Origin of the sequence: Clostridioides sp. ES-S-0054-01 (assembly GCA_021561035.1) — a bacterium.
GTDB lineage: Bacteria > Bacillota > Clostridia > Peptostreptococcales > Peptostreptococcaceae > Clostridioides.
The window spans coordinates 835,069-847,161 of sequence record CP067346.1; the positions used below are offsets into that span (position 1 = coordinate 835,069).

Below are 12,093 nucleotides of genomic sequence, written 5' to 3' on the forward strand. Positions count from 1 at the left end.
TTAAGATGATGAGAGCAAAAGTTAATCAAGGTATAAATTTAAATGATTATAATGGTGTTTGGGTAATAGGAGAGCAAAGGGAAGGCAAAATCAATCCTGTTACTATAGAACTCATTGGTGAGGGAAGAAAGCTTGCTGACCAATTAGGAAAAGAGCTTGCAGTTGTAATAGCTGGATATGAAGTAGAGAAAGAAGTAAAGGAGTTACTTCACTATGGTGTTGATAAAGCATATTATATCAATGACCCTCTTCTTAAAGATTTTACAACTGATGGATATGCAATTTCAATTGCAAGTTTAATTGAAAGAAAGAAGCCAGAGGTTGTGCTAGTAGGAGCTACTTCTATAGGAAGAGATATCGCACCTAGAATTGCAGGTAAAGTTGGGACAGGTCTAACTGCTGACTGTACAAAACTTGAAATAGATTTAACAGATAATAAGTTATTACAAACAAGACCAGCATTTGGCGGAAATTTAATGGCTACTATTGTTTGTCCAAAAAATAGACCACAGATGTCAACAGTTCGCCCAGGGGTTATGGCAAAAGCTGTAAGAACTGAATCAGAGACTGGAGTTTTAGAGGTTGTTACTCCAGAACTTACTGAAAATATGATTAGAACTAGATTAGTGGAAATACTTCCACAAGAAAAGAAATCCATAAATCTAACTGATGCTAGAATAATAGTATCAGCAGGAAGAGGGTTAAAGAAGGCAGAAGGATTTGAACTCATAAAAGAATTGGCAGATAAATTGGGGGCAGAGATTGGTGCTTCAAGAGCGGCAGTAGATTCAGGGTGGATAGAGCATTCTCATCAAGTTGGACAAACAGGAACTACTGTTAGACCAGAGTTGTACATTGCATGTGGGATATCTGGAGCGATACAGCATTTAGCAGGTATGAGTGATTCTAAATATATAGTTGCTATAAATAAAGATTCAAAAGCTCCTATTTTCAATATATGTGACTATGGAATTGTAGGGGATTTGTATGAAATTCTACCTGAAATGATAGAATCATTAAGTAGATAACTTTTAGAAAACATTGAATACATAGAATGGTAAGTCTTATAATATTGTATTGTAAGACTTATTATTTTTGCTGAAGGTATAGTGGAGGGGTGAAACAATGAAAAAGCACTGGTATAAGGATATATTTGCAAGAGTATTATCCATGACTGATGATGGTTTTATTGTTGTAGATAAAGATGGAGTAATCATAGATATTAATGATAAATATTGTGACTTCTTAGGTACAGACAGAGAAGAGATAATAGGACACAATATACAAAGTATTATACCAAATACAAAAATGTTAGATGTTATGAGAGAAAAATATTGTGAAGAAGGAGCTATACACCATTACTCTGGTGGAAAAACAAAAGAAAAGAGTGTAATAGTAAGTAGATCCTATGTGGAAAATGACAATGGAGAAGTAGTTGCAGGAGTGGCTCAAGTTAAATTTAGATTACAATCCTTTGATGTGGCTAAAAAGTTAATGTCAGAATATATGGAGCTCCAATATTATAAAGAACAATTCAAGGATGAATGTGGTTTTGACAAGCTCATAGGTGAAAATAAAGATTTCATAGAACTTAAGAAAACAGGTATGAAAGCTTCTAAAACAAACTTCTCAGTACTTTTAACGGGTGAAACAGGTACAGGTAAAGAAGTATTTGCTAGAGCAATTCACAATAACAGCAGTAGAGCAGACAAGCCCATGGTTAGTATAAACTGTGCTGCAATACCAGAAGAACTATTAGAATCAGAGCTATTTGGGTATGACGAAGGAGCTTTTACAGGAGCAAAAAAAGGAGGCAAAAAAGGTAAGTTTTTGGTTGCGAATAATGGTACAATCTTTTTAGATGAAATAGGTGACATGCCTTTGACCATGCAAGCAAAACTTTTAAGAGTTCTTCAGGAAAGTGAGATAGAGCCAGTTGGAGGTCTTAAAACTATAAAGATAGATGTAAGAGTAATCTCTGCTACAAGAAAGAATTTAAGCAAAATGGTTGAAGAGGGATTATTTAGAGAAGACTTATACTATAGGCTAAATGTAATAAATATTCATATGATGGAATTAAAGGATAGACAAGATGATATTTTATTGTTAGCAAACTATATACTAAATAAATTAAATGTTGAATATAAAGAATTGAAAGTTTTAAGTGATAATGTTAAAAATTGTTTTATTAACTATATTTGGCCAGGAAATATAAGAGAACTAGAAAATGTAATAAAAAGCGCCTATGCTGTAAGTGATGATATGGTAATTATGATGTGTGACCTTCCATCTAAGATGGATAATATCAGCAGAGTGGCTCAATGTAATGTGGATAGTAATTGCTCAATTCATGAAATGGTTGAGAATTATGAGAAGAGTTTAATTATTGATGTGTTGAAGAAGTACAACTGGAAATGTTCAAAAGCAGCAGAGGTTATGGGAATACATAAAAGTCTTTTATATAAGAAAATAAAAAAATATGAAATTGAATTAAACAATTAAGATGGCTTGAATTAAGATGACTTGTCTTAAGATTAAGGCATAAAAAATCACTATTATCTAAGGATATTTCATACAGTTAAAACATGTAAAAGTAGCTATGAAGTACTAGTGTAAATCATTAGTACTTTTTTTATTAAATTTATAATTACTATCTATATTTCAGTCTCTTTTGATTTCAAAATTATTATACTTAATTTTAGACATAACAAAACCCTCCTAGTTTTAGACAGTTTTACATATTTTAACTGTCTCCTAAGAGGGGTATAGTTCACAATTTAGAGTGACTTTTATCGAGCATTTATAAAAAATATTTTAAATAGCTCTTTTGTTATTTAATCATAATTTTCTACTTCTCTATCAAGTTCTTTTCCACAAGAATCACATTTGTATATAGCATTATATCCGTAATCATATTCATCAACTATTTTCTTTTGTCTAAATACACCGCCACACTCACATAAGAAACCAATTTTTATAAGTGTAACAATAAATTGTGATTTTATAAATTTTATATCATTACATTTGTCATTAGTGTAAAATGTATAAATATAAGAGTTATCACATTCGTCTCTTAATTCAAATTTTTCAATATATGTGATGTTTTTTAATTCATCAAATTCTTCTTTAGTTAAGTATGATTTTTGTTGCAATTCATGTAAGCGCTTGATTTGGTCCATAATTTACATCCTCCCAATAATTTTATACTTTAAGCTTAGATAAGGATTCTAAGTTTTATTAAATTTATCTCAAGGAATTATTTAAATCGTATTTAGTTTTATTAATTATAATACAAATAGGCTTGATAAAAATAAAAACTAATTGTAAAAATAATATCCTATGAAAATCTAAATTACTAACCCCTTACTAACCCCAAAACTAAAAAAGAAAAATATACTTAATATAAGTGATATATAAATAAAGACATTCTATATAAATTTTACTTTAAATATTCTGACAATAATATATAAAAATATATTATAGTTAAAATATACCACATATTTTGGGTATTGTATACTGGAATTAGAGCAATTAATTTATTTTTTAACATGCAAATGATTCTGTGAAAAAAAACAAGACTCAAAAATTTTTATATTCTTTGATAGAATAAAATTGAGAGTAAATTTATTGAATTTTATAAAATTTATAAGGGGTGAGTTTAAGATATGCACGAAGATAAAAATGATATATTTGAATCAATAGATACTGAGGATTTTAATAATAAGACAGAAGAAGAATGTTTAGAGATAGTAAGAAAAAATGGATTGAATTTAATATACATAAAAAATCAAACAGAAGAGATATGTCTAGAAGCTGTTAGACAAAATTGTAATGCAATAAAATGTGTTCAGAATCAGACAGAAAAAATATGTATGGAAGCAGTTAAACAAGATTGGAGAATGTTGGAATTTGTAGAAGAGCCAACAGAAGAAATTTGCATGCTAGCTATTAACCAAGATGGAACAGCATTAAAATATATAGAAAATCAAACAGAGGAATTATGTTTAAGAGCTGTTGAAAAAAATGGTGCTGCTTTGGAATATGTAAAAGAACAGACAGAAGAAATATGTATAGAAGCAGTTAGAAATAGCGAATTTGGACTAGCAAGAGTAAAAAATCAAACAGAAAAAATCTGCATGGAAGCAGTTAAACATTGTAGCTATAATCTAAAATGGGTAGAAAATCAAACGGAAGAAATCTGCATGGAAGCAGTGAGACAGAATGGGCTTGATTTAAAATTTGTAAAAAATCAAACAGAAACAATCTGTTTGAGAGCAGTAAGACAAAATGGATTGGCACTAGAATTTGTAAAGGAGCAAACTATTGGTATCTGTTTAAAAGCAGTAAGACAATACGGAATGGCATTAAAATTTGTAAAAGAACAAACAGAAGAAATTTGTACAGAAGCTATAAAACAAGATAAAAGGGCACTTAGTTTTGTAAAAGGAGACAAGGAAAAATACAAGGCTTTATGTGATAATAATGAACCATTTGCAAAGCGATACGTTAGAAATGTAATAGAAAAAGAAAACAGAGCATTGATTAAAAAGGGAGAAGAAAATGCAAAAATCAAAATTGCAGGAAAACTTTATGATAGAGGTATGTCTTTTGAAGATATATCAGATATAGTTGAAATTGAAATAAGCAAGTTAAAAGTGAGTTTGGGCATTTTTTAAGGTAATAAATTTATGTGTTTTTTACGGGAAATAGTTAATAAAAAAATAATCGACTAGTTCTTTGTAGTACAGTAAAATTAGTGCTATACTTTGACATATAATGAATTATTTTTATTAAATAAGGGGGAATTAAATTTGAAGATTACGATATTATATCAAACTAGAAGTGGAAACACAGAAAGGGTAGCTAAGCTGATAGAAGATGGTGCTAAAAAGGTGGGTGGAGTAGACGTTAAACTTATGAGACTTGATAATATTGATTTAGAGTATTTAAGTGAAAGTAAGGCAGTAATATTTGGAACACCTACTTATTTAGCAAATACAACTTGGGAAGTAAAAAAATGGTTTGATGAAGATTCAAAAAAAGTCAATTTAGCTGGAAAATTAGGAGCTGTTTTTGCTACATGTGATTATATATGTGGAGGTCCAGATGTTGCAATACTTACTATAGTAGGGCACTTGATGGTTAAAGGAATGCTTGTGTACTCTGGAGGTGGTTCTTTAGGAAAGCCATTCATACATTTGGGACATGTACATTCAGTTGAAGGTCCAGAAGTACAAGATGAAAAGGCTAAAATATTTGGGGAAAGAATTGCTACTAAGGCAAAAGAACTATTTGCAGAGTGTGAAGAATTGCAGAAGTTTTAAAAAATTTGTTGAAAGAAAATAGTTTTACAGGTTAATATCCTTTATTTTTTTAATTACAATTTTGTTCATTGACACTATTAGCTATATATTATAAAATTAACACCATAATAAATATTAAATTTATTATACATACTATTAATATTAATTCCTGAAGTAAAGATTTATTATATATTTTTATAACTTAGAATATATATTTTACTTAATTATTCTAAAGTGAGAAAGGAAGATGTGACATGAATAAAAAGAAAATATTAGTGCCAATTGATGGAACAGAAAGAAGTATGCATTCTTTGGAATTTATACAAGGAATATTCAAGAAAGATGAAATCGAAGTAGAAATAATGAATGTAAAAGAACTAGTATTTATTGATGGCATATCCCTGGCTGAAGAGATAAAGAATTCTGAGAACTTAGGAAGAAGAATCCTGGATAAAGCAGCAGATATAATGGGAGAGTACGATGTTAAAGTCCACTTTACTTTTGGGTATCCAGGAGATGAAATAATTAGAAAAGCAAAAGAAGATAATGTAGATATTATAGTTATGACAAAATCTACTAAAAAAGGTCTTACAAGAATGATAGGTTCAGTTACAGCAAGTGTAGTTAAACAGGCAAAATGTATAGTGATGATTGTACCGGAGTAGAATTAGAGAGGTATTTGAAATATGAATAAAAAGATAGTGGCAGTTTGTGAAAGTGAAAGAAGTTTAAATTCTCTTAAGGCAGCTGCAAATGATTTAGGGTTTGATTTAGTTTATGAAATTCAAGATAATGATAATATAAAAAATGAACTTTCTATTTACGACATAGAAGATGCATCTATAGTATTATTTGTTACAAGTGATTCTATAGAAAGCATGGAGAAGATTGATAGATTTATAGATAGAGAATTTTATGAAGTCGATCCAAAGTATATAATAGAGGATGCAAAATCTATAGTAAGTGAAATTTTAATAGACTTAAATTAATCGTGGGTGTCGCACTAAAAGTAGAGCGACACCTTTTTATATGACAGTTGCATTTAAGGTAAAATAGTAGCTTAATCATGTTGAAATAACTGAATTACATCTTCTAAATGATTGTACATTGATGTATAACCTAAGTTATAGTCTTTACTCTCAAAGGCTATTATTATATTATTATGATGGCTAATCATATCCTGTAGAGAGTTCCTATATTTAAAGCCAAAGTATTGATTAGAAGAAACTGTTTTAGGTATTAACTCATAATACTTTATAAAAATTGGGTTATGAGAAGCTAAAATTATTTCTTTGTGAAATTGAAAGTCAGCATCATAACATTCTTCCATCAAACCTTGATAAACCTTATCCAGTTCCTCTATTGACTTTAAGTAAGTATATTTTATTTTTTGAAGTTCTTTGGAGGTAGCATTTAAAATTGCTAACCTAGTAGCTTCACTTTCGATAAGTTGCCTTGCTCTTAAAGATTCAACATAAAATTCTTGTATGTTATGATTTTTATAGACTTCATTATCATCAAACAGGTCAACTTTTTTAAATCCTTCAACTATAGGGCTTGAGTAAGGTACAGCTCTAAGTATTCCTTCATTACAGAGTATATTTATGGCATTTCTTACAGGTATTCTACTTATGTTAAACAGGTCAGCAATCTTTCTCTCGCTTGGTAATTTACTATTAATTTTAAAAGTTCCATTTAGAATGTTTAATTTAATATAATCAATGATTTTTTCAGTGGCATTTAAGCTTTTCATAAAAACTCCTAAACATATAATTTTTTTATGATTGTATTATATCATAGTTAAGAGTTAAGTCTACTTTTTTATAATATGTATAAGACAAGATAGAGGCTATTATAGCTATAATAGCTAAGACAAAGTATCCATATTGTATTGAAGTATGTTCTGATATTTTACCAACTAGCATTGGAAATATAGACATTCCTATAGCATAAATTGCTTGAAAAAAGCCCATTGCAGTAGATTTCTGATGTTTTGGTACATTTTTCATAGATTCGCTAGTAAGGTAAGAAAGAAGTATTCCTGTAGATATACCTGGTAACACTTGTAGCACAAATATTATATTAATATTTTTTATTGTTGGAACTAAAAAGCAGTAAGCTGAAATTAAAATAAAAACTAGAGGAATCCAAAATTTTGGTCCATGTTTAGTACAAAACTTAGTAGAAGCAAAGCCAGAAGAGGCAACAGCACATACCATGTAAAATATAGAAGATAGACCTATAAGGGTAGAGCTAGAACCTAAGTTTTTAAGAATTTGAGTAGTAAATGACATTGTTGTAGACATTTGAATACCTTGTTGAATCAATGCCATAAAAGAAAAAAATATAAGTCTTTTATCCTTACAGATAGATAGATATTTTTTAACTGATGTTTTTTCTTGTATTCTTTTTGAATTATGATTTTTTATGTTTAAGGCTAGAATTGTTCCAATAATTGAAGACAATACACTCATGGTACATAAGGCTGTCATTCCTAATTTTTCATAAAATAAAGTACTCATAACAAATCCAATCAACATTCCTAGATTGTTTACTAATATTATCGTACTTGTAGCTTTTTGTTGATGTTCTGTAGAAAAAAAGTTGGTATAGTGAACCATGTAAGAAATCCAAGTTGATGATGATATTCCAGATAAAATATTAGCTATAAGAAAACCATTGCCTTCAGGAGAGAAGACTCTTATAAGAGATGCTAAACCAGCAAATAAAATTCCTGATAGTATAAATATTTTATGTTTGTTTATGGAGTCGGCAAATACTCCAACAGGAAGTCTTAGTAAACATTGTGAGATTCCATATGCACCTATTATTATACCAATCATGTTTGTAGATACATTGCACGCACTTAAATATGGACTTTGGAAAGGTATATATACATATTGTGAAAACCAGAAAAATGCGACAATGGCAAGTAAAAGTAGTTTTTGATTAGATATTTTTTTCATATTATCCTCCATATGGTATTTTTATAATGTAAATAATATACCATTTAGAGTTTTTAATCAAGTACCTTCTCTGCCAAAAAAATTTAAACATATAATTATTATTTACTAAAAAATTATAATTTATAGTTGAATTAAGAAAACGCTTGTGATACTATAAAGTTAACAAATTTGAATATTATAACAGTAGACGTGTTACTGGTAATGCAGGCAAGATCGAATCAATTTTTATAGATTATCTATAGAGTACTATGGGTATAATCTATTTATTTGGTTCGATTTTTTTGTTTAAATGGCCATAAAACAAAAAGCCGATAATTGAAATGGAGGATTTTTTATGGATTATAAAAATATAGCTCAAGAAATTCTACTAAATGTAGGAGGGAAAGAGAATGTAAATGAAGTGACTCATTGTATGACAAGACTTAGATTTAAAGTCAAAAGTGCTTCTAAAGTGAATAAGGATAAGTTATCTAAAACTGAGGGAGTAATAACTGTTGTTGAGAGTATGGGTCAAATACAAGTTGTAATTGGCAATAAAGTAAAAAAAGTATATGATGAGGTTATAAAAATTGTACCTCAATCTAATGAAGTAGGTAAAAAAAATGAAAGTGGAGAAAAACAAGGTATAATGAATTCTATATTATCAGCAGTAGCTGGTATTTTTACACCTACAATACCTGCTATAGCAGGGGTTGGTATGATTAAAGGTATTTTATCAGTTCTTGCTATGTATTATATGAATAAACATGGGGTAGATATAAAAGAAACTCAAAGCTATATTATTTTAAATGCTATGGCTGATTCTATATTCTATTTTATGCCTATTATACTAGGATATACTGCGGCTAAAGTATTTAATGCAAATAAAATAATATCTATGGTATTAGGAGCTACACTTTGTTATCCGACTTTTACTGCTTTGATGGAAGGTGAAGAAGCTGTTAGATTTTTAGGGCTAGCAGTAACAAAAGCTACGTATACATCATCTGTTATTCCAATAATTATTGCTATATGGGCCCTTTCATATGTTGAAAAAGCATTAGAAAAGTATATACCTGAGGTAATTAAAATAATAATGGTTCCAACTTTATCATTGGTTATAATGTTACCTGCAACATTGTTTTTATTTGGACCAATTGGAATATATATAGGAAATGTTATAAACTTTTCTTATAAGTACATTTATGAACTAAGCCCAGCATTGTGTGGAGCATTTGTAGGTGGGTTATGGTGTGTGTTGGTTATATTTGGTGCGCATAGAGCACTATTACCAATCGGTATAAGTGATGTTGCCCAAACAGGAAGACAAAATTTATTGGCATTTGCAGGGGCTGCAAACTTTTCACAAGCAGGAGCTGCACTAGGAGTATTCTTTAAAACTAAAAATCAAGGATTAAAAACAATTTCTATGTCTGCAACTATAACAGCGTTATTTGGCATAACTGAACCTGCAATATACGGTGCCAATCTTAGACTAAAAAAACCTATGGTATGTGCTGTAATATGTGGTGCAATTGGAGGTGCCATAATGGGAATGGGTGGAGCTTATGGTAATGCATTTGCAAACCAAGGTGTTTTAACTATACCTGTATATGCTGAAGCAGGTGCATTAGGTTTCTTAAGTTATTTAGGTGGTTGTGCTATAGCGTTTTTTGGTTCAGCTATTTCAACTTATCTAGTTGGGTTTGAAGATTTAGAAGAATTTTCTAATAAAGAAAGTTCATCTATAAAAGTAGAAGTGAAAGATGGTGTTATTGATATAACTTCGCCTGTAGAGGGAGAATGTATAGAATTATCAGAGGTAAAGGATGATGTATTTGCATCAAAAGCTATGGGAGAAGGTATAGCTGTATTACCTACAAAAGGAGTAATAATAGCTCCTACTGATTGTGAAGTAGCTTCTTTATTTCCAACATTACATGCAATAGGATTAAAACTAGATAATGGAGCAGAAATGTTAATACATGTTGGAATTAATACAGTAGAGTTAAATGGCAAATACTTTACAAAACATGTTAATCAAGGAGATTTAGTGAAGAAGGGTGATAAACTTATATCCTTTGATATAGATAAAATAAAAAAGGCTGGTTACGATGTAACTACACCAGTTATAGTAAACAATACATTTGACTTTGGACAAGTAGTTTCTTGTAAATCTAGTTATGTTTCAACCAATGATAATATAATTTCATTAGTATTAGCTAGTAATTAGATTAATTTGAATAGAGATAAGTAAGTTAGTTTAAATAGAAATAAATAAATTAATAATTAAATATATATAAAAGTAAGTTTATTGTAATGAATTAACAAAGAAAATAGTTAATATAGAGAGTAAACTTCTTGCAATGAGTCAATAAAGAAAATAATCAATATAAAAAGGAGAAATATTTATGAATACAGGATTTCCAAAAGACTTTCTATGGGGAGCATCATCTTCTGCATTTCAAGTAGAAGGAGCTTGGGATAAAGACAATAAAGGAAAAACAGTAGCTGACTACAATTCTTTTAAAAAGTCTCATTTACAAGCAGATACTAAAGTGGCATCAGATTTTTACCATAATTATGAAGAAGATATTGAATTAATGAAAGAATTAGGGATGAAAACTTATCGTTTTTCAATTTCATGGGCAAGAATAATTCCAGATGGTGAAGGAGAAATAAATCAGAAAGGTATAGACTTTTATAATAAAATAATAGATAAACTAATAGAGTGCGATATTGAGCCATTCGTAACTTTATATCATTTTGACCTTCCATTTACACTAGTGGAGAAATACAATGGTTGGGAAGGTAGAGAGACTGTTTATGCTTTTGAAAGATTTGCTAAAATATGCTTTGAGCATTTTGGAGATAGAGTAAAGTATTGGCAACCTCATAATGAGCAGAATTTAATTGTCAGAGTAGAAGAGAGAATTAACATATATGATGAAACAGATTCATGGAAGATAGATAAAATGCGTGCTCAGATGGATTATAATCTTTGTTTGGCACATGCATTGGCAGTTAATGCATGCCATGAAATGATAAAAGGCAGTAAAATTGGAGCAGCTGTATCATCATCTGTAACATATCCTCTTACATCTAGACCAGAAGATGTGTATGCAGCTAGAATGAATGATAACTTCAAAGTGTATTATATGCTTGATATGCATCATTATGGCGAATATCCAGGATACTATATGAACTATCTTGAAAAAAGAAATATAATTCCTCATATGGAAGATGGGGATAAAGAAATACTTAAAAAGTCTAAAATGGATTTTATAGCTGTAAATTACTATAGAACAAATTGTGCAGAAGCTTTACCAGAGGACTCACAACATCCATTTGGATTAAGAGAAGGAACTGTTGATTTTAGTATGTATGGATTATTTAAAATGTCTATGAATCCTAATCTAAAGGCTTCAGAGTATGGGGCAGCAATAGACCCATCAGGTCTTAGAGTTGCTCTAAATGAATATTGGCAAAGATATCACTTACCTGTTATAATAACAGAAAATGGGCTTGGAGCTAAAGATGTATTAGAAGATGGAAAAATTCATGATGATTATCGTATAGATTATTTAAGAAGTCATATAAATGCATGTAAACTAGCTATTGAAGATGGTGTAGAGATGATTGGATATTGTCCATGGTCATTTACAGACCTTTTAAGTTCTTCACAAGGTTTCAATAAACGTTATGGACTTGTGTATATAAACAGAACAGACCATGAAGTTTTAGATTTAAAAAGAATAAAGAAAGATAGTTTTTACTGGTACAAAGAAGTTATAAAGAACAATGGAATAACAAAATAAACATAAATATATATTGAGGGTTTTAGT

11 protein-coding genes are annotated in these 12,093 nt (G+C 29.6%); 8 read left to right on the forward strand and 3 right to left on the reverse strand.

Features of this window, described 5'->3' with window-relative positions; all coding sequences use genetic code 11:
* Positions 1-5: 5 nt before the first annotated feature.
* Both JJC02_04170 and JJC02_04175 read left to right on the forward strand, forming a co-directional pair.
* Positions 6-1,028 (forward strand): electron transfer flavoprotein subunit alpha/FixB family protein, encoded by a 1,023-nt coding sequence (locus JJC02_04170; GenBank protein ID UDN55383.1) that lies wholly within the window; start codon positions 6-8, stop codon positions 1,026-1,028.
* 97 nt (positions 1,029-1,125) lie between these two features.
* A complete protein-coding gene (locus JJC02_04175) occupies positions 1,126-2,502 on the forward strand; it encodes a sigma 54-interacting transcriptional regulator (GenBank protein UDN55384.1) in 1,377 nt (458 codons plus the stop codon).
* Between the two features lie 332 nt (positions 2,503-2,834).
* Here the strand turns inward: JJC02_04175 and JJC02_04180 are convergent, their stop codons facing one another.
* A complete protein-coding gene (locus tag JJC02_04180; protein UDN55385.1) occupies positions 2,835-3,179 on the reverse strand; it encodes a hypothetical protein in 345 nt (114 codons plus the stop codon).
* A 486-nt stretch (positions 3,180-3,665) separates the two neighbouring features.
* Between JJC02_04180 and JJC02_04185 the strand changes: the two genes are divergently transcribed.
* From JJC02_04185 to JJC02_04200, 4 genes are all read left to right on the forward strand, one after another.
* Positions 3,666-4,676, forward strand: coding sequence for a DUF4116 domain-containing protein (locus JJC02_04185; GenBank protein UDN55386.1), 1,011 nt, complete (start codon positions 3,666-3,668; stop codon positions 4,674-4,676).
* A gap of 135 nt (positions 4,677-4,811) precedes the next feature.
* Positions 4,812-5,324, forward strand: a complete 513-nt coding sequence (locus JJC02_04190) for a flavodoxin domain-containing protein (GenBank protein UDN55387.1) — start codon at positions 4,812-4,814, stop codon at positions 5,322-5,324.
* A gap of 233 nt (positions 5,325-5,557) precedes the next feature.
* Positions 5,558-5,968, forward strand: coding sequence for a universal stress protein (locus JJC02_04195; protein UDN55388.1), 411 nt, complete (start codon positions 5,558-5,560; stop codon positions 5,966-5,968).
* Positions 5,969-5,989: 21 nt separating this feature from the next.
* Positions 5,990-6,292 carry a PTS sugar transporter subunit IIBC gene (locus JJC02_04200; GenBank protein UDN55389.1) on the forward strand — a complete coding sequence of 101 codons (303 nt, stop codon included), beginning with the start codon at positions 5,990-5,992 and terminating at the stop codon, positions 6,290-6,292.
* Positions 6,293-6,363: 71 nt separating this feature from the next.
* On the opposite strand, the gene JJC02_04205 is transcribed toward JJC02_04200, so the two are convergent.
* Both JJC02_04205 and JJC02_04210 read right to left on the reverse strand, forming a co-directional pair.
* Positions 6,364-7,056, reverse strand: coding sequence for a FadR family transcriptional regulator (locus JJC02_04205; protein ID UDN55390.1), 693 nt, complete (start codon positions 7,054-7,056; stop codon positions 6,364-6,366).
* A 25-nt stretch (positions 7,057-7,081) separates the two neighbouring features.
* A complete protein-coding gene (locus JJC02_04210) occupies positions 7,082-8,269 on the reverse strand; it encodes an MFS transporter (GenBank protein UDN55391.1) in 1,188 nt (395 codons plus the stop codon).
* A 334-nt stretch (positions 8,270-8,603) separates the two neighbouring features.
* On the opposite strand from JJC02_04210, the gene JJC02_04215 reads away from it, so the two are divergent.
* Positions 8,604-10,481 (forward strand): PTS glucose transporter subunit IIA, encoded by a 1,878-nt coding sequence (locus JJC02_04215; GenBank protein ID UDN55392.1) that lies wholly within the window; start codon positions 8,604-8,606, stop codon positions 10,479-10,481.
* Between the two features lie 178 nt (positions 10,482-10,659).
* A complete protein-coding gene (locus tag JJC02_04220; GenBank protein UDN55393.1) occupies positions 10,660-12,066 on the forward strand; it encodes a glycoside hydrolase family 1 protein in 1,407 nt (468 codons plus the stop codon).
* Positions 12,067-12,093: the final 27 nt, after the last annotated feature.

Coding starts and splice junctions, on each gene's coding strand:
- JJC02_04170 (UDN55383.1), top strand. CDS start 6: ATGATGAGAGCAAAAGTTAATCAAGGTATAAATTTAAATGATTATAAT.
- JJC02_04175 (UDN55384.1), top strand. CDS start 1,126: ATGAAAAAGCACTGGTATAAGGATATATTTGCAAGAGTATTATCCATG.
- JJC02_04180 (UDN55385.1), bottom strand. CDS start 3,179: ATGGACCAAATCAAGCGCTTACATGAATTGCAACAAAAATCATACTTA.
- JJC02_04185 (UDN55386.1), top strand. CDS start 3,666: ATGCACGAAGATAAAAATGATATATTTGAATCAATAGATACTGAGGAT.
- JJC02_04195 (UDN55388.1), top strand. CDS start 5,558: ATGAATAAAAAGAAAATATTAGTGCCAATTGATGGAACAGAAAGAAGT.
- JJC02_04200 (UDN55389.1), top strand. CDS start 5,990: ATGAATAAAAAGATAGTGGCAGTTTGTGAAAGTGAAAGAAGTTTAAAT.
- JJC02_04205 (UDN55390.1), bottom strand. CDS start 7,056: ATGAAAAGCTTAAATGCCACTGAAAAAATCATTGATTATATTAAATTA.
- JJC02_04210 (UDN55391.1), bottom strand. CDS start 8,269: ATGAAAAAAATATCTAATCAAAAACTACTTTTACTTGCCATTGTCGCA.
- JJC02_04215 (UDN55392.1), top strand. CDS start 8,604: ATGGATTATAAAAATATAGCTCAAGAAATTCTACTAAATGTAGGAGGG.
- JJC02_04220 (UDN55393.1), top strand. CDS start 10,660: ATGAATACAGGATTTCCAAAAGACTTTCTATGGGGAGCATCATCTTCT.